Annotated in this window: 20 protein-coding genes; 14 read left to right on the forward strand and 6 right to left on the reverse strand. The window is 71.7% G+C overall.

From position 1 onward, the window contains the following. Nucleotide 1 precedes the first annotated feature (1 nt). Nucleotides 2-766, forward strand: a complete 765-nt coding sequence (fabI, locus tag ACW9TB_RS36695; RefSeq protein ID WP_472752721.1) for an enoyl-ACP reductase FabI — start codon at nucleotides 2-4, stop codon at nucleotides 764-766. A gap of 229 nt (nucleotides 767-995) precedes the next feature. Here the strand turns inward: fabI and ACW9TB_RS36700 are convergent, their stop codons facing one another. Together ACW9TB_RS36700 and ACW9TB_RS36705 are read right to left on the reverse strand one after the other, a co-directional pair. Further along, complete coding sequence (locus tag ACW9TB_RS36700) at nucleotides 996-1,985, reverse strand: hypothetical protein (RefSeq protein WP_472752722.1); 990 nt, start codon at nucleotides 1,983-1,985, stop codon at nucleotides 996-998. A gap of 230 nt (nucleotides 1,986-2,215) precedes the next feature. Further along, entirely contained in the window at nucleotides 2,216-3,160 is a 945-nt protein-coding gene (locus ACW9TB_RS36705) for an aldo/keto reductase (RefSeq protein ID WP_472752723.1), read from the reverse strand. A 65-nt stretch (nucleotides 3,161-3,225) separates the two neighbouring features. On the opposite strand from ACW9TB_RS36705, the gene ACW9TB_RS36710 reads away from it, so the two are divergent. From ACW9TB_RS36710 to mshC, 5 genes are all read left to right on the forward strand, one after another. Then, nucleotides 3,226-3,927, forward strand: a complete 702-nt coding sequence (locus ACW9TB_RS36710; protein ID WP_472752724.1) for a histidine phosphatase family protein — start codon at nucleotides 3,226-3,228, stop codon at nucleotides 3,925-3,927. Nucleotides 3,928-3,936: 9 nt separating this feature from the next. Further along, nucleotides 3,937-4,509 (forward strand): DUF3090 domain-containing protein, encoded by a 573-nt coding sequence (locus ACW9TB_RS36715; RefSeq protein ID WP_472752725.1) that lies wholly within the window; start codon nucleotides 3,937-3,939, stop codon nucleotides 4,507-4,509. Beyond that, a complete protein-coding gene (locus ACW9TB_RS36720) occupies nucleotides 4,506-5,267 on the forward strand; it encodes an SCO1664 family protein (protein WP_472752726.1) in 762 nt (253 codons plus the stop codon). The genes ACW9TB_RS36715 and ACW9TB_RS36720 overlap by 4 nt, the downstream gene beginning before the upstream one ends. A 216-nt stretch (nucleotides 5,268-5,483) precedes the next feature. Further along, nucleotides 5,484-6,212 (forward strand): NRDE family protein, encoded by a 729-nt coding sequence (locus ACW9TB_RS36725; RefSeq protein ID WP_472752727.1) that lies wholly within the window; start codon nucleotides 5,484-5,486, stop codon nucleotides 6,210-6,212. A 91-nt stretch (nucleotides 6,213-6,303) separates the two neighbouring features. Continuing rightward, nucleotides 6,304-7,527: a cysteine--1-D-myo-inosityl 2-amino-2-deoxy-alpha-D-glucopyranoside ligase gene (gene mshC / locus ACW9TB_RS36730; RefSeq protein ID WP_472752728.1), complete on the forward strand. Its 1,224-nt coding sequence runs from the start codon at nucleotides 6,304-6,306 to the stop codon at nucleotides 7,525-7,527. A 305-nt stretch (nucleotides 7,528-7,832) separates the two neighbouring features. Here the strand turns inward: mshC and ACW9TB_RS36735 are convergent, their stop codons facing one another. Both ACW9TB_RS36735 and def read right to left on the reverse strand, forming a co-directional pair. Then, entirely contained in the window at nucleotides 7,833-8,036 is a 204-nt protein-coding gene (locus tag ACW9TB_RS36735) for a cold-shock protein (RefSeq protein WP_329079252.1), read from the reverse strand. Nucleotides 8,037-8,251: 215 nt separating this feature from the next. Further along, nucleotides 8,252-8,728, reverse strand: coding sequence for a peptide deformylase (gene def, locus ACW9TB_RS36740; RefSeq protein ID WP_472752729.1), 477 nt, complete (start codon nucleotides 8,726-8,728; stop codon nucleotides 8,252-8,254). A 236-nt stretch (nucleotides 8,729-8,964) separates the two neighbouring features. On the opposite strand from def, the gene ACW9TB_RS36745 reads away from it, so the two are divergent. From ACW9TB_RS36745 to ACW9TB_RS36765, 5 genes are all read left to right on the forward strand, one after another. Next, nucleotides 8,965-10,287, forward strand: a complete 1,323-nt coding sequence (locus tag ACW9TB_RS36745) for an MFS transporter (RefSeq protein WP_472752730.1) — start codon at nucleotides 8,965-8,967, stop codon at nucleotides 10,285-10,287. Between the two features lie 733 nt (nucleotides 10,288-11,020). Beyond that, nucleotides 11,021-13,468, forward strand: a complete 2,448-nt coding sequence (gene nirB / locus ACW9TB_RS36750) for a nitrite reductase large subunit NirB (RefSeq protein ID WP_472752731.1) — start codon at nucleotides 11,021-11,023, stop codon at nucleotides 13,466-13,468. Nucleotides 13,469-13,531: 63 nt separating this feature from the next. Next, entirely contained in the window at nucleotides 13,532-13,885 is a 354-nt protein-coding gene (gene nirD / locus ACW9TB_RS36755; protein ID WP_472752732.1) for a nitrite reductase small subunit NirD, read from the forward strand. A 67-nt stretch (nucleotides 13,886-13,952) separates the two neighbouring features. Then, nucleotides 13,953-15,122, forward strand: a complete 1,170-nt coding sequence (locus ACW9TB_RS36760; RefSeq protein ID WP_472752733.1) for a uroporphyrinogen-III synthase — start codon at nucleotides 13,953-13,955, stop codon at nucleotides 15,120-15,122. After that, complete coding sequence (locus ACW9TB_RS36765; protein WP_472752734.1) at nucleotides 15,119-15,931, forward strand: sirohydrochlorin chelatase; 813 nt, start codon at nucleotides 15,119-15,121, stop codon at nucleotides 15,929-15,931. Before ACW9TB_RS36760 ends, ACW9TB_RS36765 begins: the two co-directional genes overlap by 4 nt. Here ACW9TB_RS36765 and ACW9TB_RS36770 read toward each other — a convergent pair. Further along, nucleotides 15,928-16,557 (reverse strand): hypothetical protein, encoded by a 630-nt coding sequence (locus tag ACW9TB_RS36770; RefSeq protein ID WP_472752735.1) that lies wholly within the window; start codon nucleotides 16,555-16,557, stop codon nucleotides 15,928-15,930. The genes ACW9TB_RS36765 and ACW9TB_RS36770 overlap by 4 nt on opposite strands. 232 nt (nucleotides 16,558-16,789) lie before the next feature. Beyond that, nucleotides 16,790-17,644 carry a PAC2 family protein gene (locus ACW9TB_RS36775; RefSeq protein WP_329079264.1) on the reverse strand — a complete coding sequence of 285 codons (855 nt, stop codon included), beginning with the start codon at nucleotides 17,642-17,644 and terminating at the stop codon, nucleotides 16,790-16,792. Between the two features lie 457 nt (nucleotides 17,645-18,101). On the opposite strand from ACW9TB_RS36775, the gene metH reads away from it, so the two are divergent. The 3 genes from metH (at nucleotide 18,102) to ACW9TB_RS36790 (ending at nucleotide 23,013) form a co-directional block, all read left to right on the forward strand. Then, complete coding sequence (gene metH / locus ACW9TB_RS36780; RefSeq protein WP_472752736.1) at nucleotides 18,102-21,566, forward strand: methionine synthase; 3,465 nt, start codon at nucleotides 18,102-18,104, stop codon at nucleotides 21,564-21,566. Between the two features lie 34 nt (nucleotides 21,567-21,600). After that, the gene (locus ACW9TB_RS36785) at nucleotides 21,601-22,308 is read left to right on the forward strand and encodes an HAD family hydrolase (protein ID WP_472752737.1); all 708 of its coding nucleotides are present in this window, start codon (nucleotides 21,601-21,603) and stop codon (nucleotides 22,306-22,308) included. Between the two features lie 159 nt (nucleotides 22,309-22,467). Then, on the forward strand, nucleotides 22,468-23,013 hold the full coding sequence (locus tag ACW9TB_RS36790) for a cellulose synthase (protein ID WP_472752738.1): 546 nt from the start codon (nucleotides 22,468-22,470) through the stop codon (nucleotides 23,011-23,013). The last annotated feature ends 215 nt before the right edge of the window (nucleotides 23,014-23,228 follow it).

Consider the following 23,228-nt stretch of genomic DNA (forward strand, 5'->3'; position numbering starts at 1 on the left):
CGTGGGAATTCTCGAAGGCAAGCGGCTTCTCGTCACCGGGGTGCTCACCGACGCCTCCATCGCCTTCTCGGTGGCCAAGCTGGCCCAGGAGGAGGGCGCGCAGATCGTGCTCACCGGGTTCGGCCGGCTCAGCCTGGTCGAGCGGATCGCCAAGCGCCTGCCGGAGCCGCCCCCGGTGCTGGAGCTCGACGTCACCAACACCGAGCACCTCGACTCCCTGGCCGACCGGGTCGGCGAGCACCTCGGCGGCCTGGACGGGGTGGTGCACGCCATCGGCTTCGCGCCGCAGACCGCCCTGGGCGGCAACTTCCTGAACACCTCCTGGGAGGACGTGGCGACCGCCGTCCACGTCTCCACGTACTCGTTCAAGTCGCTCGCGGTGGCCGCGCTCCCGCTCATGAAGGAGGGCGGCGCGATCGTCGGCCTCGACTTCGACGCCACGAGGGCCTGGCCGGTGTACGACTGGATGGGCGTGGCCAAGGCCGGTCTGGAGTCCTGCTCCCGCTACCTGGCCCGCGACCTCGGCAAGCAGGGCATCCGGGTCAACCTCGTCGCCGCAGGCCCGATCAGGACCATGGCCGCCCGGAGCATCCCCGGCTTCGTCGAGTTCGAGGAGAGCTGGCCCGCCAAGGCCCCGATCGGCTGGGACATCGACGACCCGATCCCGGCGGCCAAGGCGTGCGTCGCCCTGCTGTCCGACTGGTTCCCCGCCACGACCGGTGAGATCGTCCACGTCGACGGCGGCGTCCACGCCATCGGAGGCTGAGCGGCTTCCACCCGGGGGTTTCCGTCCGGAGCGTTTCCCGGTGGTCGGCCGGGACGGTCCGGGACAGTCCTGGACGGTGTCGTCACCGGGGCCGCGGCGGGAAGCCGCGGCCCGGCGACGGAACGGCGGTGTCGTGCGGTGCGCGCTTACAGCGCGCACTTCGACGTTTTGTTTTGACGCGTGAGTTTCGACAGCGCGCGCTTCGACGGCGTGAGCCGGGGCGCCGGGGCTAGGCCACCCGGTGATGTCCCGGCGGAACCGGGTCGAACGGTATCGACTCCCTGATCTTCCGCCTGCTGTACAGCAGGCGGACCGCGAGGATGGCCGAGACGAGCACCGCCGTGGTGAGCACGGTGCTCGCGGTGTCGGACGACCGGCTGGGCGTCACCGGCCGCTCGCCCGGCATCCGCCGCTGGAGTTTCTCCATCACCGGGGCGGGCCACAGCAACTCCACCCGGGGCGCCTCGGCGTCGACCACAGGCGACGGCTCGGGGGTCACCGGCCTCCCCACGTCGGCCATGGGCGCCCTCGTGTCCGGGGGCGACGTCGCCGGAGGAGGCCAGCCGGTCGGCGCCGGGACCGGGCTCTTGCGCGGGGAGACGGCGTCCGCGCGCGGCGAGGGGCTCGCCGAGGGGGTCGCCGACGGGCTGGGGCTCGGCGGCGCGGTGGACGAGGCCGCCTTCCCGGGGGTCTCCGGCTCCTCGACGAGGGTGGTCACCGACGAGTCCGCGCACTTGGCGAGGACCGTCGTGGACAGGCAGGGGCCGTCGCTGGCCTGGGGCTGGGGCGCCGGTGTGTCGCCGGAGTGCTCCCTTCCCTCTTTCCTGGCGGGAGGCTCCCTTCTCGGCGGGTGCCTGGTAATCGAGGCGGACGGTGTCGGGGTCCCCGTCACGGAGGGCGTCTCCTCGACGTCGGTGGACGTCTCCGCGTCGTTGTGCGCGGGTGCTCCGCCGGAGGGCAGGGGCGCGGGGGAGGACGGGGAGACGGTGTCCTCGACACCACCCCCGGCACCGTGCCCGAGGCCGTCCAGACCGCCCTCCAGGCCGTGCACGACCCGGCAGGCCCCGCCGGTCACGGTGCCCAGCAGCCCGCCGTGGTCACAGTCGTCCATCCGCGGGACGGCACTCGCCCGGGAGGTGCCCACGGGCACGATCGCGACCGCCGGAACCCCGCCCCCCAGCGCCAGCGCCAGAACGCCTGCCGCCATCGCAGTTCGCACTCGTCTCCTTCGCCCCGGGGCGGACGTCGGCCATGGCATCTCGCCGACATCCGGGTGCCCCCGCCACCTGTTTGACAGTTTTGTGGGGAGGCCCGCTTTTTCCACGGAAAGTTGTCATTCGGTATCGACTAGTGATACGCGAGACGAATTCTCGTTCGGTTTCACGGCGGGCCGTCCCCGCCGGAGCCTCCACCGCACCGCGCCCGGACGATGCTCCGGCGGTGATCCGGTCAGTCCGCCGACACGTCGTCGAGCGCCTCCCTGATCTCCACGGGCAGCGTCAGGTCCTCGGTCTGGAGCACCCCGGCCAGCTGCGCCTGGGTGCGGGCACCGACGATGGCGGAGGACACCCCCGGCTGGTCGCGTACCCACGACAGGGCCACCGACAGCGGTGAGACGCCGAGTCCCTCGGCGGCGGTCGTCACCGACTCCACGACCCGGCGGCACCGCTCGTCGAGGTAGGGGGTGACGAAGTCGGCGAAGTGCGGGGTCGCGGCCCGGGAGTCCGCGGGGATGCCCGTGCGGTACTTCCCGGTGAGCACTCCCCGCCCGAGCGGTGACCAGGCGAGCACTCCCGCGCCGACGTGCTCGGCGGCGGGGATCAGCTCGCGCTCGGCCTCCCTGGCCAGGAGCGAGTACTCGACCTGGGCCGCGACGATCGGCACCCTGCCGGGGACCGCCCGCTGCCCCACGGCCGCCGTCGCCAGCTGCCAGCCCGCGTAGTCGCACACCCCGGCGTACGCGGCCCGCCCGGAGGACACGATGGCGTCCACGGCGGCCAGGGTCTCCTCCAGCGGGACGTCGGGATCGAACGCGTGCAGCTGCCACAGGTCGACCTCGTTGACGCCCAGGCGGGTCAGGGAGGCGTCGATCGCGGCGACCAGGTGCTTCCTGGAGGCGTCGCGGGCCCTGCGCCCGGCCGGGGTGAGCACGGCCTTGGTGGACAGCACCAGCTCGGAACGCGGCACGGAGTCGCGCAGCAGCCGCCCGAGCAGCCGTTCGGCGTCGCCGCCCGTGTAGACGTCGGCGGTGTCGATGAGCGTGCCGCCGGCCTCGGCGAACGTGCGGAGCTGCGCCGCGGCCTCCTCGGCGCCGGTGTCACGTCCCCACGTCATCGTCCCCAGTCCCAGGCGGGACACCGACAAGCCGCTCCGGCCCACATAGCGCTGCTCCATGATCCGGCCAGATTACCGCCCGGCCACTTAAAAGTAGTGGAGCGAAGGCTGCAAGACTTGCCCGCGTGACGACCTTGTTGCTGGCCAGACACGGCCTTACCCACCTCACCGGTCCCGTCCTCGCGGGCTGGACCCCGGAAGTCCACCTCAGTGACGCGGGACGGGCCCAGGCGGAGGCGCTCGCCGCGCGGCTGACCACCCTGGAGCTCGACGCGATCGTCTCCAGCCCGCTGGAACGCTGCCAGGAGACCGCGCGGGCGGTCGCCGGGGGACGGCCGGGGGCGGAGGTGCTGACCGACGAGCGCTTCGGCGAGTGCCACTACGGCGACTGGACGGGCCGCCCGATCGCCGAGCTCGCCAAGGACCCCCTCTGGCCGGTCGTGCAGGCCCACCCGAGCGCGGTGACGTTCCCCGGGGGAGAGTCCCTGGCCGCCGTCCAGCACCGCGCCGTGACGGCCGTCAGGGAGTGGAACGGGCGCCTCGGCCCGAAGGCGGTCTATCTCGTCTGCAGCCACGGAGATGTGATCAAGGCCATCGTGGCCGACGCCATGGGACTCCACCTGGACCAGTTCCAGCGGATAACCGCCGACCCGGCGTCGCTCACCGCCATTCGCTACACCCCCTTGCGTCCCTTCGTGCTCAGGCTCAACGACCTGGGCGGAGATGTGGCCGGATTGCGTCTTCGGGAGGGTTCGGACAGCGAGGAAGGGGGAGAAAATCCCACCGGGAGCGATGCCGCAGTCGGCGGCGGATCCGGAACCACGTAAGGTCGGGCTATGCCGGTCTTCGACTACGATCCACCCGAGAGGTTCGTGGCCGGTGCCGTGGGGCAACCGGGATCACGAACGTTCTTCCTGCAGGCGCGGGGCCAGGGCAGGCTGACCACCGTGGCGCTGGAGAAGTTCCAGGTCGCCGCGCTGGCCGATCGCCTCGACGAGCTGCTCGACGAGGTGTTGCGGCGCGGTGAGGGAAGCATCCCCGTGCCGGCCGTCGCCCCGGCCGCGCTGACGGACAACGCCCCCCTCGACGTGCCGATCAGCGAGGACTTCCGCGTCGGCGTCATGGCCCTGGCCTGGGACTCCGAGGCCGCCCAGGTGGTCATCGAGGCCAAGGAGGCCGTCGCCGAGGACGAGGAGTTCGAGCCGCCGCTCGTCGAGCCCACGGTGCTGCGCGTACACATTAGTCCCGGCGCCGCGAGGGCCTTCACCAAGCGGGCCATGGCGCTCGTCGCCGCCGGTCGCCCGCCCTGCCCGCTCTGCGCCCAGCCTCTCGATGCCGAGGGGCATATTTGTGTGCGGCTCAACGGTTACCGGGGTAGTAGCGCTTCATCTGCTGGAGGAGGCGAATGAGTGCTGAGAGCGAGCCGGCGCTGAGCGCGGCGCCGGCCGCGGGGCTGGACGACGAGACCGCGACGCGTCTGCTCCGTGACGGCCAACTGGATGTGGCGGGCCGCCTGGTCGAGGCGACCAACATGACGCTCTACTGTTCGGTCCGGCTCGGCGGGCTCGCGGCGGCCTGCGTGTACAAGCCGGTACGGGGCGAACGCCCCCTCTGGGACTTCCCCGACGGCACCCTGGCCGCCCGTGAGGTCGCCGCCTACGAGGTCTCCGCGGCGATCGGCTGGCGGATAGTGCCGCCCACCGTCTACCGCGACGGCCCCTTCGGCCCGGGGATGTGCCAGCTCTGGATCGACACCGATCCCGAGACCGACCTGATGGTGCTGATCCGCAGCCGCCAGCCCTCGCTGCGGCGGATGGCCGTCTTCGACGCCGTCGTCAACAACGCCGACCGCAAGGGCGGCCACCTGCTGCCGCTCGCCGACGGTCACGTCTACGGCGTCGACCACGGGGTCTCCTTCGCCGCCGAGGACAAGCTCCGCACCGTGCTCTGGCAGTGGCGCGGCAAGCCCCTCTCCCGCGAGGCGATGAACGTCCTGACCCGCCTTGAGGCCGACCTGGAGCAGGGCCGCCTCGGCCGCCGCCTCCGCGAGCTCCTCACGCTCCACGAGGTCGAGGCCACCTGGTCGCGGGTCCGCAGGCTCCTCGACACCGGCCTGCACCCCCTGCCCTCCAAGGACTGGCCCGCCATCCCCTGGCCGCCGATCTGAGGCCCGCGCGCGGTGCCGTCCCGCCGCGGGCGCCGGACACCCCGCCGGGAGGCGGGACCGTCCCTCCGGGCTCCCACGCGGCGACGCCCGCGACCTCGGCCGACCTCGGTCGATCCCGGCTGTGGCGACGGCCGCGGCGGTGTCCGTGACCTCGGTCTCCTCCCGACGTGGGGCCCCGGTCCGGGCCCGCATTCCGTGAGGGCGTAGCCTCCGGGCATGTGCACGGTTGTCGTCAGCATCGATCCGAGCGCCGAGATCCCCCTGATCGTGGTCGGGGTGCGCGACGAGTTCACCGACCGCCCCTGGGTTCCCCCGGCCCGGCACTGGCCGGAGAGCCAGCCCGGCCTGGTCGGCGGGCGTGATCTCCGGGGAGGCGGCACCTGGCTCGCCGTCGATCCCGAGGCCCGGCGGGCCGGAGCCCTCCTCAACGGGCTCGGCGTGCCCGCCCCCGAGGAGACCCGCCGCTCGCGGGGCGACCTGGCGCTCCTGGCAGCGGCCGGAAGCGAGCCCGCGAAGGGTGACCTCGGTCACTACGACCCCTTCCACCTGCTGCGGGCCGACCCCGCCGGGGCCCGCCTGTGGCACTGGGACGGGATCACGCTGGAGCGGGACGACCTTCCCCCGGGAACCCACATGATCGTCAACAGCGGATGGGAACGCGGTGAGGAGAACGAGCGCGTGGCGTTCTTCCGTCCCCTGTTCGCCAGGGCGGGCCGTCCCGCGAAGCTCGACGGCCCCTGGGAGGAGTGGCGGGAGCTCGCCACCGGGGCGGGGATCCCCTCGGAGGACCCCCGTACGATGATCGTCCATCACGAGCTGCCCGACGGGCGGACCTACGGCTCCGGGTCCGTCACCCTGCTGGCCCTGGCGCCCGGCGGTGTCCGCTACGACTTCACCGCCGACCCTCGCGACCCGGGCGCCTTCCACGAGGTCCTCACGGAATGATCCGGCCGGTTTCCGGAGTTGAGGTGAGTGCCCGTATACCTACCATCCCGCACCAACCGGGGTGGTCTATCTGCTGGATAGGCTTCACTTTATGAGATCGTGGTCTGAGCCGAAGGTTCCTCGGCTTCCCGGTGCCGGTGCCCCGCTGCGGCTGTTCGACACCGCCGCGCGAGAGGTCGGTCCCACAAAGCCGGGCCCCACGGCACGGATGTACGTCTGCGGCATCACGCCCTACGACGCCACCCATCTGGGCCACGCCAACACCTACCTCGCCTTCGACCTGGTCAACCGGGTCTGGCGCGACGCCGGTCATGAGGTGCACTTCACCCAGAACGCCACGGACGTCGACGATCCCCTGCTGGAGCGTGCCGGGCAGACCGGCGTCGACTGGCGTGACCTGGCCGAGCGTGAGATCGAGCTGTTCCGGACGGACATGGAGGCGCTGCGGATCCTCCCGCCGCGCGACTACGTCGCCGTGACCGAGGTGATCGACCAGGTCGCCGACCTGATCGTGTCGCTGCGCGACAAGGGCGCCACCTACGAGCTCGACGGCGACGTCTACTTCGACGTGGCCGCGGCCCCCAAGTTCGGCGCCATCTCCGGCTACTCGGAGGAGCGCATGCTCGCCCTGTTCGGCGAGCGCGGGGGAGACCCGGACCGGCCGGGCAAGAAGCACCCGCTCGACTGGCTGCTCTGGCGCGCGGAGCGGCCGGGGGAGCCGTCCTGGCCCTCGCCGTTCGGTCCCGGCAGGCCCGGCTGGCACATCGAGTGCACCGCGATCGCCCTGGCGAACCTGTCCAGCGGTTTCGACGTCGCGGGTGGCGGTTCCGACCTGATCTTCCCCCACCACGAGTGCGGCGCCCACGAGGGCCACGTGGCCTGCGGGGAGTGGCCCTTCGCCAGGGCGTACGTGCACGCGGGCATGGTCGCCCTGGACGGCGAGAAGATGTCCAAGTCGAAGGGCAATCTGGTCTTCGTCTCCCGGCTGCGCCAGGAGACCGACCCGATGGCCATCCGGCTGGCCCTGCTGGCGCACCACTACCGCTCCGACTGGGAGTGGACCTCCGGGCAGCTGGCCTCGGCGGAGGTGCGGCTGGCGCGCTGGCGCTCGGCCGCGGGCCTGCAGACCGGCCCCGACGCCGGTGCCGTGCTCGAAAGGGTACGCGCCCGGATGGCCGACGATTTGGACGCCCCAGGGGCCCTCGCGGCCGTCGACGACTGGGCCGAGCGGGCCCTGTCCGAGGGGGGCAGCGATCCGGACGCGCCGGTCCTCGTCAGGGAGACCGTGGACGCGCTGCTCGGGGTCGCGCTCTAGGTCTCGGGGGGTTTCCGGGCCCGTACGGTGCCGGACTTTCCCTTGGGATGTCTGGGTGACTTGGCTTCCGGCGGTGCCGGAGGGTGTCCGCCCGGTGACGCCGCCTCCGGGCTCTGTGACGCCATCCGTCGGCGCCCGGACGCTCCGGGGCCTGCCGGTCCGGTGCCGGGCCGGGAATCGCCTAACCGTGTCCGGACGGCTCCTTGACCGTGTTCGGACGGCTCAGAGGATGTCCTGGGAAACGACTGAGCCCGCACCGCTTGCGCGGTGCGGGCTCAGCCTGAAGTTTTTGAGGTCAAACCAGGTCAGATAACCTCGACCTTGTCGGCCTGCGGGCCCTTCTGACCCTGCGTGGTGACGAAGCTGACACGCTGGTTCTCCTCCAGGCTGCGGTAGCCGCCGGAGTTGATAGCCGAGTAGTGCACGAAGACATCGGCGGTGCCGTCATCCGGTGCGATGAATCCGAAGCCCTTTTCGGCGTTGAACCACTTAACGGTGCCCTCAGACAAAACTACTTCTCCTCATTGGGAGCCTCACCGAACCACCAGGTCGGCGGCACGGGGCTGCGTTGCGGACCCTACCATGCACCCGCGGAAACCATCCGGAGAAACTGTGTAACGTCCGCTGTCGGCGGACTTCTCATAAGCACTTGAGATGATAAGGCTAAATTGAGAACTACGACTGCAACCATACGACCTTATCCGACGTCGCAGCGATGCGCAAGTCACGAAATCGAGTCGAGGAAGCGCTCCCGATCCTCCTCAGGGAGGTGGTCGACGAAGAGGGTGCCGTCGAGGTGGTCGACCTCGTGCTGCAGGACGCGGGCGAGCATGCCCAGGCCGCGGACGGTCGCGGGCTTGCCGAACATGTCGCGGCCACGGGCGGTGACCATGTAGGAGCGTTCCAGCGGCCACCAGCGGTCGGGCGCCGACAGACAGGCCTCGTCGGCCACGATCTTGCGTTCGGACAGCTCCAGGCGCGGGTTGACCAGGTGGCCGGACCTGCCGTCCAGCTCGTAGACGATCACCCTGAGGGGGACGCCGATCTGCGGGGCGGCCAGCCCCGCGCGGTTCGTACCGGCGCGCATCGTGGCCTGGAGCGATTTGACCAGGGCGCGCAGCGCGCGGTCGAAGGTGGTCACCGGCTCGGACACCGTGCGGAGCACGGGATCGCTGAACGGTCGGATCGGCTGGACAGCCACGCGCACTCCCCGAAGCGAACGAACTGACACCGAAGACGGTGCCCGTTGCCAGGCTGACTCAACCGTTACTTCATCGCCCTTCGTGTTTCCGGAACGTTGCGAGGGTGCGGCCTGTGCATTGCGTATTTCCATGGTTAGTCACACGTAACCGGCGCACCATCACAGATAGTAAATGTGCGTAATGCCGTCCTCTTAGATTTCGGGATCGTAAGCCCCTCGAAATCGCAGGAGGAATGATGGCCAAGCCCTGGATCAGCGACTGGCGGCCCGACGATCCCGACTTCTGGCAGGGGCGGGGCAGGAAGGTGGCCCGCAGGAACCTGGTCTTCTCCATCTTCGCCGAGCACCTCGGGTTCACGCTGTGGACCGTGTGGAGCATCGTGGCCGTGCAGCTCGGCTCCTACGAGTTCTCCACCGACCAGCTCTTCTGGATCGTCGCCCTGCCCAACCTGATCGGCTCGGCGCTGCGCATCCCGTACACCTTCGCCCCGGCCAGGTTCGGCGGCCGGAACTTCACCGTGGTCAGCGCCCTGCTCCTGCTCGTGCCCGCGGTGCTGCTGGCCGTCGCGGTCGGCGATCCCGGCACCCCCTACTGGGTGTTCCTGGTGATCGCGGCCACGGCGGGCCTGGGCGGCGGCAACTTCGCCTCCAGCATGGCCAACATCACCTACTTCTACCCCCAGGACAGGCAGGGGTCGGCGCTCGGGCTCAACGCGGCGGGCGGCAACATCGGGGTCAGCTCCGTGCAGCTCGTCATGCCCCTGGTGATCGGGGCGTTCGGCCTGGCCGCCGCGGGACTGTTCTGGATCCCGTTCATCCTGGCCTCCGCGCTCGGCGCCTACTTCTTCATGGACAACCTGACCTCCGCCAAGGCCAGTCCCGCGGACCAGCTGAAGGTCGCGGGCCGGGCCCAGACCTGGATCATGTCGGTCCTGTACATCGGCACCTTCGGCTCCTTCATCGGCTACTCCACCGCGTTCCCGCTGCTCATCAAGAGCCAGTTCCCCGAGCGGGCCTCCCTGGTGGGGCTCGCCTTCCTCGGCCCGCTGCTCGGCTCCCTGGTCCGCCCGATCGGGGGCTGGCTGTCTGACCGGCTCGGCGGGGCGCGGGTGACGTTCGTCAACTTCGCCGCGATGGCGGGCGCGGCGGCGCTGGTCTGGCAGGGTTTGTCCCAGCACGCCTTCGCGCTGTTCTTCTGCGCCTACATGCTCCTCGTCGCCACCACCGGCGTCGGCAACGGCTCCACCTACCGGATGATCCCGGCGATCTTCCGGGCCAAGGCCGTGGCGGGCCTCACCTCGGGTACGGAGGCCCACGAGGCCGCCGTGGCCGTCGGGAAGCGGGACGCCTCCGCCGCGATCGGGATCATCTCCGCGATCGGCGCCTTCGGCGGGTTCTTCATCAACCGTGGTTTCGGCAGCTCCATCGCCGCGACCGGCGGGGCGGGCGCCGCACTGGCCTCCTTCGCCGCCTTCTACATGGTGTGCGCGGTCGTCACCTGGGCCTGCTACCTGCGTACCGCGGGATCCGTGCCGAGCCTGGCGGCGGCCCGCGTGTGACCGCGGACGCGTCAGGTACCCGTTCCGCTCACATCCGGCACCGGCCTCGCCGACGGACAACTCACATCGGCCTCATCGCGAATGTGAACGCGGTTAGCGGCTTGTAGCACATCGGTAACAGGGGAGACCTCGCGGTGAAACCGCCTGAAAGCACCATCGGATCCATGCCGGTCTCACTTCGCCCCCAGACGCGTGTGAAGGCTGGGACGGCGACGCGCCGCCCCCGCCGCGCTCCGCGGTACGGCGAGACCACCGAGACCACCGAGAGCATCGTCATCACGTCGTGTCACGGCGTCCCCGCCTCGCGGGGGACGACCATGCCGCCCGCCGCCCGGTGGTGGCGGGCCGGGAGGAGCGGCACCACGACCGGTCCGGTGGGACGGTCGCCGCTCCGCCACCGAGCGGTCGCTCCGCCGTCAGGGGGGCGGAGCGGCCCCGAGACCCTCCGGGGACCCGCCGCGCGGTCGCACGGGACAGAGAGGGCGCCGGATCCTCTCGGCGGGGTACGCGACGGGGAAGGGGGCCCGGCGTGACCGGCGCGAGCGACGAGGGACCCGCCGCGCGCCGGACAGGCGCGGACGAGACGGGCGCGGGCCGGGTGAAAACAGACCGGACGAACACGGACCGGACGGACGCGGGCCGGACGAACGCGGTTCCGGCGTGGCCGGTGAACGGAGCGCCCCGCGAGGGGCGGGCGGACGAGGGCGGAGCGAACGGGAAAAGGAGCGCGACCATGTCACGACTCGTCGTGGTGGGACACGGGCCGACATCGCACCGGCTGGTCGAGGCCCTGGTCGCCAAGGGCTTCGCGGGCACCGTCACGGTGCTGGGGGAGGAGCCCCGGCCGGCGTACGACCGGGTGGCGCTCACCTCCTACCTGGCGGGCAGGAGCATCGAGGACCTCACCTACCCGACGCCGGACGGGGTCGTGCTGCGGCTGTCGTCCAGGGTCGTGGACATCGACAGGGAGGCGCGCGAGGTCACCACCGCCGACGGGCACCGCGAGCCGTACGACGTGCTGGTGCTGGCCACCGGCTCCAGCCCGTTCGTGCCGCCGGTGCCCGGCAGGGAGCTGGACGGCTGCTTCGTCTACCGCACGATCGACGACCTCGACGCGATCAGGGAGGCAGCCTCGGGCGCCACGAGCGGCGTCGTGGTCGGCGGCGGGCTGCTGGGGCTGGAGGCCGCCGACGCGCTGCGCGGCCTGGGCCTGGCGACGCACGTGGTGGAGATGGGCGGCTGGCTCATGCCCCGGCAGGTCGACGAGGGCGGTGGCGCCGTCCTGCGCGGCCACGTGGAGGCGCTCGGCCTGAGCGTGCACACCGAGGCGGGGGCCAAGGAGATCGTCGCGGGCCCGGACGGGCGGGTCGCGGGCCTGGTCAAGCCGGACGGCGAGACCGTCGAGGCGCAGATCGTGGTCTTCTCCGCGGGGGTCAGGCCCCGCGACGAGCTGGCCAGGAAGGCGGGCCTGGAGGTCGGCGGGCGCGGCGGGATCGCCGTGGACGACGGGATGCGTACCGGCGACCCGGCGATCTACGCGGTCGGCGAGTGCGCCCTGCACGAGGGCGTGGTCTACGGGCTGGCGGGGCCGTGCTTCACGATGGCCGAGGTCGCCGCCGACCGTATCCTCGGCGGCGAGGCGGTCTTCACCCGCGCGGACCTGTCGACCAAACTCAAGCTGCTCGGCGTGGAGGTCGCCCAGTTCGGCGCGATGGAGGGCGCGCTGGACGTGACCTTCATGGACCCGGTGGGCGGGGTCTACCAGAAGCTGTTCGTCAGCGACGACGCCCGCACCCTGCTTGGCGGGATCTGCGTCGGTGACGCCACCCCGTACAACACCCTCAAGCCCTTCGTCGGCCGTGACCTGCCGGGTTCGCCGGGTGAGCTGCTGTTCACCGGCGGCCCGGCGAACATGGAGGTCCCCGACGACGCGCAGGTCTGCTCCTGCAACAACGTGACCAAGGGGCGGGTGTGCGAGGCCATCGCCGAGCACGGCCTCACCGACGTGCCCGGCATCAAGGCGTGCACCCGCGCGGGTACCACCTGCGGCAGCTGCGTCCCGGCGCTCAAGCGGATCCTCGTCTCCTCGGGCGTCGAGGTCTCCAAGGCCCTGTGCGAGCACTTCGCGTACAGCAGGGCGGAGCTGTTCGACATCGTCCGGGTACGGGGCATCACGACGTTCTCGCACCTCATCGCCGAGCACGGCGCCGGGCGCGGCTGCGACGTGTGCAAGCCCGTCGTCGCCTCGATCCTCGCCTCGCTCGGCAACGGCCACATCCTCGACGGTGAGCAGGCCGCTCTACAGGACACCAACGACCACTTCCTGGCCAACATCCAGCGCAACGGGACCTACTCGGTGGTGCCGCGCATCCCCGGCGGGGAGATCACGCCGGACGGCCTCATCGTGATCGGTGAGGTGGCCCGCGACTTCGGCCTCTACACCAAGATCACCGGCGGGCAGCGGATCGACCTGTTCGGGGCCCGGGTGGAGCAGCTCCCGCTGATCTGGAAGCGCCTGGTGGACGCGGGCTTCGAGTCCGGGCACGCGTACGGCAAGGCGCTGCGCACGGTGAAGTCCTGCGTGGGCTCGACCTGGTGCCGGTACGGGGTGCAGGACGCCGTCGGGCTGGCCATCGCGCTGGAGCTGCGCTACCGGGGCCTGCGGTCGCCGCACAAGCTGAAGTCGGCCGTCTCCGGCTGCGCCCGCGAGTGCGCCGAGGCCCGGGGCAAGGACTTCGGCGTCATCGCCACCGAGAAGGGCTGGAACCTCTACGTGGGCGGCAACGGCGGCTTCACCCCGCGCCACGCCGACCTGTTCGCCGCCGACCTGGGCACCGAGGAGCTGGTCCGCGTCATCGACCGGTTCCTGATGTTCTACGTGCGCACCGCCGACCGCCTGCAGCGTACCTCCGCCTGGCTGGAGGCCCAGGGCCTGGCCTACGTCAAGGAGGTCGTCCTGGACGACTCCCTCGGGATCTGCGCCGACCTGGAGGCCCAGATGGAACGGCACGTGGCCGGTTACGCCGACGAGTGGCGGGTCACGATCGAGGATCCGGAGAAGCTGCGGCGGTTCGTCTCCTTCGTCAACGCCCCCGGGACCCCGGACCCGTCGATCGCCTTCGAGACCGAGCGCGACCAGGTGAGACCGGTCCTGATCCCGCTGGAGGCCGTCCGTTCCTGAGCCGCCCCGAGCCCCTGAGCCGCCACCGCACCCCGAGGACCCGAGGAGAGGAGACCTTCGCCGATGACAGCCCTGAGAGAAGACCTGGAGACGACCCGCTGGACCCCGGTCTGCTCCTACACCGACCTGCTGCCCGAGCGCGGGGCGTGCGCGCTCGTCGACGGCAGGCAGATCGCGCTGTTCCGCGCCTTCGACGGCTCCCTGTTCGCGATCGGCAACCGCGATCCGTTCAGCGGCGCCCACGTCCTGTCCCGCGGGATCGTGGGAACCAGGGCGGGCGAGCCCGTGGTGGCCTCCCCGATGCACAAGCAGGTGTTCTCCCTCTCGACGGGGGTGTGCCTGGACGACCCCGCGGTGGCCGTGCCGACCTACCCGATCCGCGTCACCGGCGCGACGGTGGAGGTGGGCTCCCCGTGAGCGCGAGTGCGGGGCCGCGGGCGGCCGGATACCGAGGAAACATCAAGCGAGGAGTGGTGAACGACAGATGAGCATCGCCGTTCTGGACAGTCCCATCGGCTCTCCCGAGACCGCGCCCGACGCGCTGGCCGGGTTCACGATCGGGGTCACCGCCACCCGGCGGCGCGAGGAGTTCTGCGCGCTGCTGGAACGCAGGGGCGCCAGGGTGGTGCGCGCCCCGGCGATCAGGCTGGTGCCCCTGGCCGAGGACACCGACCTGCTGGCCGCGACCCGCGCCAGCCTGTCCGCCCCGATCGACGACGTGGTGGTCACCACCGGCGTCGGCTTCCGCGGCTGGATGGCCGCGGCCGAGGGCTGGGGGCTCTCCGGCGACCTCTCCGAGCACCTGACCTCGGCCCGGCTGCTGACCCGCGGGCCCAAGGCGCGCGGCGCGGTCAGGGCGGCGGGCCTGGTCGACCACTGGACCCCGCCCACGGAGTCGTGCGAGGAGGTCAAGCAGCACCTGCTCGCCCAGGACCTGCGCGGGCGCCGCATCGCCGTGCAGCTGCACGGGGAGCCGCTGACCGGTTTCGTGGCTGCGCTGCGCGAGGCGGGCGCGGAGGTCATCGAGGTGCCGGTCTACCGGTGGCTGCCCTACCGCGACGTGTCGCCGCTGCGGAGGCTGGTCAGCCAGGCCATCTCCGGCGGGGTGGACGCGGTGGCCTTCACCAGCGCCCCGGCCGTGCTGGCCATGCTCAACTCCGCCCGCGCGGACGGCCTGGAGGACGCGCTGGTCGCGGCCTTCGCCGGGCCGGTCGTCGCCGCCTGCGTGGGCCCGGTCACCGCCGGGCCGCTGGAGGCGCGCGGGGTGCCCACCGTGCAGCCCGAGCGCTCCCGCCTGGGCACGCTGGCCCGTACCCTCGCCAGGCACCTGCCCGAGCACAGCGTCACCCGCCTGGTCGCGGGCGGCCACCAGCTGGAGATCCGCGGCCACGCCGTCGCGGTGGACGGCGAGCTGAAGCCGCTGCCGCCGGCGCCGATGGCGGTCCTCAAGCGCCTGGCGGACAAGCCGGGACACGTGGTGGCCCGCTCCGACCTGCGGACCGTGCTTCCCGGCGGCCCGTCGCGCGACTCGGCCGAGCACGCGGTCGAGATGGCCATCACCCGCCTGCGCCGCGCCCTCGGCCCCGCGGGGATCGTCGAGACGGTCGTCAAGCGCGGCTACCGCCTGGCCTGCGACCGGGGCGAAGGCCTGTGACGACGCTGGTCCTGGCCGGGCACGGGACGCGCAGCGCGCGGGGAGAGGAGACCCTGGCCGGGCTGCGGGACCTGGTGCGCCGGGGCCGCCGGGGAACGCGCGTGGAGCAGGCGTTCCTGGAGATCAGCTCACCCCTGCTGGCCGACGTGCTTCCCGGCCTGCCCGGCCCCGTCGTGGTGGTCCCGCTGCTGCTGGCGGGCGGCTACCACGTCCACATCGACCTGCCCTCCGTGGTGGCCGCGGCCAGGCCGGACGCCGTGGTGGCGCCCCCGCTGGGACCGCACCCGCTGCTCACCGCGGTCCTCGCCAGGAGGCTGTCCGCCGCGGGGCTGAGGGCGACCGACTCGGTCATCCTGGGCGCGGCGGGGTCGTCCGATCCCGCCGCGCTGGCCGACGTGCGGGCGGCGGCCCGGCTGCTGTCGGTACGGCTCTCCCGCCCGGTCACCGCGGCCTTCGCCGCGACGGGCACCCCGTCGGTCACCGAGGCCCTGGAGCGGCTGCGCTCGGGACCCGCGCCGCGGATCGCGCTGGCCTCCTATCTCCTGGCCCCCGGCTTCTTCCAGGACCGCCTGGAGGCGTCCGGCGCCGACCTGGCCGCCGCTCCCCTGGGGGTGGACGCCGACCTGGTCGCGCTGGTGTGGGCCCGGTTCGACCAGGCCCGCCTCGCCTCGGTGGCGTCGGCGGCCTCGGGCGGCGGCCAGGCCCGTCTGGCGTCCGTGGCGGCGGGGGCCACACCGGGACGTCCCGGCCCCGGCGGTGCCCGCCTGGCGCCGGTCGGCCCGGGCCCGGGAGGCGATCAGGCCCGCTAGGGCTCCAGCCTCAGCTCCCGGACGATCTCCTCGGCGACCTCGTCCCGCGACGGCAGGAAGTCGGGACCGAGAAGGATCTCGTAGTAGGCGTGGCGGAAGCACCCGGCGAGCAGCAGCCGGGCGCTGGCGACCGGGACGAGCCCGGGGGAGAGCCGCCCCGCCCGCTGCTCGGCCGCCAGATACGCGGTGAGGGGGACGATCTCGGACATCGGGCCGATGTCGCTGTCGCGCATCGCCTCGCGGAAGCGGACGGTGACCGAGGGGGAGGTGAAGGCGGGCAGCGCCGCCGACTGGACCTCGCAGTAGTAGTCGATGCCGCCGCGCGCGATGGGCAGCAGGTTCTCGCTCACCCGGCCCTTGCCGACCAGGTACATCAGGTCGTCGAGGATGCGCCGCCAGACCGGGAGCCGGTCCTGCAGCAGGGCCAGGAACAGGTCGACGGCGTGCCCGGACGCGGTGCCCCGCGAGCGCGGGTGCGAGGCGTCGTCGGCCTCCTCGCGTTTCATGAACGCGGCCAGTTCGAGGACGCGGAGCCGCGCTTCCTGGGCGTTCCGGTGCGGGTCGGCGGTCGTGCGGTACGGGTCGATACGGGGAGTCGCCATGGTCGCCCTAACGTGCGCAGTCACATGGACAGATGGTCGTGGCGGTGATGCGTCGTTCACCGGTGTCCACGGGGCGGTGTCCCTCCCGGGTCCTTCCTGGCCGTGGAGTCGCCGACGTCCGGTTTTCCGCTGGGCGCGTCCCCGGCGATCCGGGGCGTGCCCGATCAGTGCGTGTCGGCCCGGGCCTGACCCCGGGCTCAGCCTGGATTCAACCTAGGCGAAAAAGAGCGCCCGGTGGTAACCGTACGCCGTGGGGTCAGCCGTCGGAGTCACGGTCGCGGCGGCGCAGATAGCGCTCGAACTCGGCGGCGATGGCGTCACCGCTCGCCTCGGGCAGCTCGGCGGCGTCCTTGCGCTCCTCGAGCTCCTTGACGTACTCGGCGACCTCGCTGTCCTGGGAGGCCAGCTCGTCGACGCCGTGCTCCCAGGCCCGGGACTCCTCGGCCAGCTCGCCCAGCGGCATCGGGATGTCGAGCAGGTCCTCCATCCGGCTGAGCAGCGCCATGGTGGCCTTCGGGTTGGGCGGCTGGGCCACGTAGTGGGGGACCGAGGCCCACAGCGACACGGCGTGCAGCCCGGCGGCGCCCAGGGAGTGCTGGAGGACGCCGACGATGCCCGTCGGCCCCTCGTAGCGGCTCAGCTCCAGGTTGATCGCCCTGGCCAGGCCCTCGTCGGTCGCCGACCCCACGATCGGCACCGGGCGGGTGTGCGGCGAGTCGTTGAGCAGCGCGCCGAGCAGGACCGCGAGCTCGACCCCCAGCTCGCGGCAGACCAGCACGATCTCCTCGCAGAACGCGCGCCAGCGCATGTTGGGCTCGATGCCGCGCAGCAGCACCACGTCGCGGTCGACGCCCGGGGGCCTGGCCACCGAGAGCTTCGTGGTCGGCCAGGTGATGGAGCGCGTCAGCCCCTCACCCATCTCGACGATCGGGCGGGTCACCTGGAAGTCGTAGTATTCCTCCGGGTCCAGGGAGACCAGCGGGGTCGCCTTCCACTCGTCCTCCAGGTGCGCGATCACTCCGCTCGAAGCCTCACCCGCGTCGTTCCACCCCTCGAACGCGGCGATCATCACCGGGTCGACGAGCTCGGGCAGACCTTCGATCTCGATCACGCGCCCCCTCCTTCTCACCTCGCGCCCTATTCGGCTAAGCCTATGCGGTGAGGGGGCCTTCACGTCACCTTCCCGGCGTGGTGGGGACGATCAGGACGTCGTGCCCCCTGGCCCTCACGGGGGCGGCGGGCTCCCGGCCGGATGACCCGCCCCGGCGCCGCACTCCCGGCCGCCGCTCACGGAGAGGCGTTCCGGCCGGACGGCCGCCCCGGTCCGCCTCGCTCACGGGAAGATGGGAAGGCGGCCCGCGCGCCCGGGGCCGCCCGTACGCGCGAGAGCCGACGAAGACCTCGGACCGGAGGCCTGGCGGACGCCGGGAGGTCGATAGGGATGGTGCGATTGGTGGCCATTGATACTCCAGTGATATGCCAGGTCACCAGTGCAATTAATTGGACAAAGGGTTCAATTGCCACCAAGAACAATTGGCGTCCGGACGGATCCCAGTACCCTTGTTCCCATGACAGGCACTCCGTCTTTCCGTGAAGTCCTGGCCGAGCGCGTTATGGTCGCCGACGGGGCCATGGGGACGATGCTTCAGGCCCACGACGTCACCATGGATGACTTCCAGGACCATGAGGGCTGTAACGAAGTGCTCAACGTCACCCGCCCCGACATCGTCCGCGCCGTGCACGAGGCCTATTTCGAGGTGGGGGTCGACTGCGTCGAGACCAACACCTTCGGGGCCAACCTTTCAGCTCTCGGCGAATACGACATCTCCGAGCGCGTCTTCGAGTATTCCGAGGCCGGTGCCCGCGTCGCCCGCGAGGCCGCCGACGCCCACTCCACCCCCGACCGCCCGCGCTTCGTGCTCGGCTCCATCGGCCCCGGCACCAAGCTCCCCACCCTCGGGCACAAACCGTACGCCGAGCTGCGCGACGCCTACTACGACAACGCCGCCGGCCTGGTCTCCGGCGGCGCCGACGCGCTGATCATCGAGACCTCCCAGGACCTGCTCCAGGTCAAGGCGGCGGTGATCGGCGCCCGCCGGGCCATCGCCGACGCGGGCCGCGACGTGCCGGTCATCGCCCAGGTGACGATCGAGACCAACGGCGCGATGCTGCTGGGCTCGGAGATCGGCGCCGCGCTGACCGCGATCGAGCCGCTCGGCGTCGACGTGATCGGCCTCAACTGCGCGACCGGCCCCGCCGAGATGAGCGAGCACCTGCGCTACCTGGCCCGCCACGCCCGCGTCCGCCTGTCGTGCATGCCCAACGCCGGGCTGCCCGTGCTGACCTCCGACGGCGCCTACTACCCGCTGGGCCCCGAGGAGCTGGCCTCGGCGCACGACACCTTCACCCGCGACTACGGGCTCTCCCTGGTCGGCGGCTGCTGCGGCACCACCCCCGAGCACCTGCGCCAGGTCGTCGAGCGGGTCCGCGGGCGGGAGACGGCCCCGCGCCGCCCCCGCCCCGAGGCCGCCGCCTCCTCCCTCTACCAGAGCGTCCCCTTCCGCCAGGACACCTCGTACATGGCCATCGGCGAGCGCACCAACGCCGTCGGCTCCAAGGTGTTCCGCGAGGCGATGCTCGCCCAGGACTGGGAGGAGTGCGTGGAGATCGCGCGGGGGCAGGCCCGCGACGGCGCGCACATGCTCGACCTCTGCGTCGACTACGTGGGCCGCGACGGCGTGGCCGACATGAGGGAGCTGGCGTTCCGCTTCGCCACCGCCTCCACGCTGCCGGTCGTCCTCGACTCCACCGAGCCCGCCGTCCTCGAGGCCGGGCTGCAGATGCTCGGCGGGCGGGCGGTCGTCAACTCGGTCAACTACGAGGAGGGCGACGGCCCCGGGACGCGCTTCCACCGCAACATGACCCTGGTCCGCGAGTACGGCGCCGCCGTGGTGGCCCTCACCATCGACGAGCGGGGCCAGGCCCGTACCGCCGACCTGAAGGTCGAGATCGCCGCCCGTCTCGTCGAGGACCTGACGGGCGACTGGGGCATGAACGTCGAGGACATCCTCGTCGACATGCTCACCTTCCCCATCGCCACCGGCCAGGAGGAGACCCGGCGCGACGCGCTGGAGACGATCGAGGCGATCAAGGAGATCAAGCGGCTCCACCCCGGCGTGCAGACGGTCCTGGGCCTGTCGAACGTGTCGTTCGGCCTCAACCCGGCCGCCCGCGTCGTGCTCAACTCGGTCTTCCTCAACGAGTGCGTCAACGCCGGCCTGGACGCGGCGATCGCGCACGCCTCCAAGATCCTGCCGATGGCGCGCATCCCCGAGGAGCAGCGCGAGGTCGCCCTGGACATGGTCTACGACCGGCGCAGGGAGGGCTACGACCCGCTGCGGCGGTTCATGGAGCTGTTCGAGGGCGTCGACGCCGCCGCGCTCAAGGAGAGCAAGGCCGAGGAGCTCGCCGCGCTGCCGCTGTGGGAGCGGCTCAAGCGCCGCATCGTCGACGGCGAGCGCAAGGGCCTGGAGGCCGACCTCGACGAGGGCCTCGCCCGGCGCCCCGCCCTGGAGATCGTCAACGACGTGCTGCTCGACGGCATGAAGACCGTCGGCGAGCTGTTCGGCTCCGGCCAGATGCAGCTGCCGTTCGTGCTCCAGTCGGCCGAGGTGATGAAGACCTCGGTCGCCTACCTCGAGCCGCACATGGAGCGGGTCGAGGGCGAGGTCAAGGGCCGCATCGTGCTCGCCACCGTCAAGGGCGACGTGCACGACATCGGCAAGAACCTGGTCGACATCATCCTCTCCAACAACGGCTACGAGGTCGTCAACCTCGGCATCAAGCAGCCGGTGTCGGTCATCCTGGAGGCCGCCGAGGAGAAGAGGGCCGACGTCATCGGCATGTCCGGGCTGCTGGTGAAGTCCACGGTCATCATGAAGGAGAACCTGGAGGAGATGAACTCCCGGGGCATCTCGGAGAGGTTCCCGGTGCTGCTCGGCGGGGCCGCGCTGACCCGCGCCTACGTCGAGCAGGACCTCGCGGAGCTCTTCCAGGGCGACGTCCGCTACGCCCGCGACGCCTTCGAGGGACTGCGCCTGATGGACGCCTTCATGGCGGTCAAGCGCGGGGACAAGGGGGCGAGCCTGCCGCCGCTGCGCGAGCGCCGGGTCAAGGGCGGCGCCACGCTGGCCAGGACCCCGGCGGAGGAGCTGCCCGCCCGCTCCGACGTGGCCGCCGACAACCCGGTGCCCACGGCGCCCTTCCTCGGCGAGCGCGTCGTCAAGGGCGTGCCGCTCGCCGAGTACGCCGCGTTCCTGGACGAGCGGGCGACGTTCATGGGCCAGTGGGGCCTCAAGGCCGCCCGCGGCGGCGGCGGGCCCTCGTACGAGGAGCTGGTCGAGACCGAGGGCCGTCCGCGCCTGCGGATGTGGCTGGAGCGGATGCAGACCGACGGGCTGCTGGAGGCGGCGGTCGTCTACGGCTACTTCCCGTGCGTCAGCGACGGCGACTCGCTGATCATCCTGGACGAGGGGGGCGGCGAGCGCACCCGCTTCACCTTCCCGCGCCAGCGCCGCGACCGGCACCTGTGCCTGTCCGACTTCTTCCGCTCCAAGGACTCAGGCGAGGTCGACGTCGTCGCCCTCCAGGTCGCGACGATGGGCAACAGGGTCTCCGAGGCGGCGGCCGAGCTGTTCGCCAAGGACGCCTACCGCGACTATCTGGAGCTGCACGGCCTGTCGGTGCAGCTGACCGAGGCCCTGGCCGAGTACTGGCACGCGCGGGTACGCTCCGAGCTGGGCATCGGCGGGGACGAGTCGCTGGAGGACATGCTCAAGGTCAACGTCGCCGGCTGCCGATACTCTTTCGGCTACCCGGCCTGCCCCAATCTGGAGGACCAGGTCCAGCTGATGGGACTGCTCGATCCGGCCAGGATCGGCGTCGAACTGTCGGAGGAGTTCCAGCTCCATCCCGAGCAGTCGACGTCGGCGCTGATCGTTCATCACCCCGAGGCCAACTATTTCAACGTATGACCGGCGTGTGATCGGTCAGGGGGGTTCACGGGGAATGGAAGCTGTTCTCTTCGACATGGACGGGCTGCTCGTCGACAGCGAGAAGATCTGGTTCCAGGTCGAGACCGAGGTGATGGAACGGCTCGGTGGCGAGTGGGGGGAGGCCCACCAGGAGAACCTGGTGGGCGGCTCCATGCCGGCCACGGTGGCCTACATGCTCCGCATCTCCGGCGGGGGCGCCACCCCCGCCGAGGTGGAGACCTGGATGCTGGAGGGCATGACCGCCAGGCTCTCGGGCGGGGTGGAGATGATGCCCGGCGCCGCCGAGCTGCTGGCCGAGGTGCGCGGGGCTGGCCTGGCCACCGCCCTGGTCACCTCGTCGGTCCGGCCGATCGCCGAGGCGTGCCTGCGGAGCATCGGCGCGCACAACTTCGACCGCGTGGTCACCGGCGACGACGTCACGAGGACCAAGCCCGATCCCGAGCCCTACCTGACGGCCGCCCGGCTGCTGGAGGTCGACCCGGCCCGCTGCGTCGCCCTGGAGGACTCCCCGAACGGGGTGACGTCGGCCACCGCCGCGGGCTGCCGGGTGGTGGCGGTGCCGAGCGTGCTGCCGATCCCCGCCGCGCCGGGCCGCCTCGTCGTCGGCTCGCTGCTGGAGGTCGACGTGGCGATCCTGCGGTCGCTGTCCTCCGGTGAGCCCTTCTCCGGTGAGCCGTCCTCCGCGGCCGGGTCCCTCCACGGAGAGGCCGCCGGCGAATAGCCCCCGGAGGGCCGTCCGAGGTCGGGGATCATCCCTGATCTTTCGCGCGTACCGGGCCGTATCCCTTAGGGGGTGATCCCTCCTCAGGAAGGAGGGCCCGTCCCGAATCGACGTGCCAGGATGGATATCGGGTAAGCCGATACGAGGGGCGGGTCCGCTATGTCGTACGACCAGATCGCGTGGTTGCCGCTCTGTGCCGGGGTCACCGGTGTGGGGCTGGTGCTGAGTTTCCTGCTGATGCGGCGCCGGGGCGCCGCGGCGGGGCTGCGGGCCGCGGCCTGGTCGCTGCTGCCCGTCGCCGCCTTCCTGACCGGCGCGCTGCCGACCGTGTGGCAGATCGGCACGGCGGTCGTCGGGTTCGTCACCGGCCTGGTGCTCAACCCCACGGTGTGGGCCGGGGTGGCGGTGGCCGGGCTCGCCGCGCTGCTCTTCCTGGTCTCGGGCTTCCTGCGCGGACGCCGCCTGCGGGCCGCCGCCCCGGCGTCCGGGGCCTCCCAGTCACCCGTCGCGAGCGCCCCGGCGGGCAACCGGGCCGTGGCGCCGGGGGCGCCGGGCGCGACGGCCGTCACGCAGCCGCTGCCCAAGCGCAAGGCCGCTCCCGCGCCCGTTTCCCGGCCCGCCGCCGCCAAGCCCGCGGCGAAGCCGACCGCCGACGACGACTTCTCCGACATCGAGGACATCCTCAAGCGCCGCGGGATCGGATGACGCCGGGTAATCGCCTCGTTTCAATGTCACGAATCCGAGACAGAAGCGGAACGGCTTCCGGACATTACCTTCAAGATCAAAACGAATGAATTTCACGTGAATCACAGTTAAGCCACATAGCGCCGCAGGGGACTGGTCAGCGCAGTTCAGCCCATAGATTCTGCGCACGGGACCACGAATACTGGCCCGTAGACTTACGGCGCGCTACCCCGACC

The organism is Streptosporangium sp. H13245 (assembly GCF_055690525.1).

Excerpts from the sequence above, each read along its gene's own strand:
- ACW9TB_RS36725 (WP_472752727.1), top strand. The coding sequence starts at position 5,484 with ATGTGCACGGTTGTCGTCAGCATCGATCCGAGCGCCGAGATCCCCCTG.
- nirB (WP_472752731.1), top strand. The coding sequence starts at position 11,021 with ATGTCACGACTCGTCGTGGTGGGACACGGGCCGACATCGCACCGGCTG.
- ACW9TB_RS36760 (WP_472752733.1), top strand. The coding sequence starts at position 13,953 with ATGAGCATCGCCGTTCTGGACAGTCCCATCGGCTCTCCCGAGACCGCG.
- nirD (WP_472752732.1), top strand. The coding sequence starts at position 13,532 with ATGACAGCCCTGAGAGAAGACCTGGAGACGACCCGCTGGACCCCGGTC.
- metH (WP_472752736.1), top strand. The coding sequence starts at position 18,102 with ATGACAGGCACTCCGTCTTTCCGTGAAGTCCTGGCCGAGCGCGTTATG.
- ACW9TB_RS36715 (WP_472752725.1), top strand. The coding sequence starts at position 3,937 with ATGCCGGTCTTCGACTACGATCCACCCGAGAGGTTCGTGGCCGGTGCC.
- mshC (WP_472752728.1), top strand. The coding sequence starts at position 6,304 with ATGAGATCGTGGTCTGAGCCGAAGGTTCCTCGGCTTCCCGGTGCCGGT.
- ACW9TB_RS36720 (WP_472752726.1), top strand. The coding sequence starts at position 4,506 with ATGAGTGCTGAGAGCGAGCCGGCGCTGAGCGCGGCGCCGGCCGCGGGG.
- ACW9TB_RS36745 (WP_472752730.1), top strand. The coding sequence starts at position 8,965 with ATGGCCAAGCCCTGGATCAGCGACTGGCGGCCCGACGATCCCGACTTC.
- ACW9TB_RS36705 (WP_472752723.1), bottom strand. The coding sequence starts at position 3,160 with ATGGAGCAGCGCTATGTGGGCCGGAGCGGCTTGTCGGTGTCCCGCCTG.
- ACW9TB_RS36790 (WP_472752738.1), top strand. The coding sequence starts at position 22,468 with ATGTCGTACGACCAGATCGCGTGGTTGCCGCTCTGTGCCGGGGTCACC.
- ACW9TB_RS36785 (WP_472752737.1), top strand. The coding sequence starts at position 21,601 with ATGGAAGCTGTTCTCTTCGACATGGACGGGCTGCTCGTCGACAGCGAG.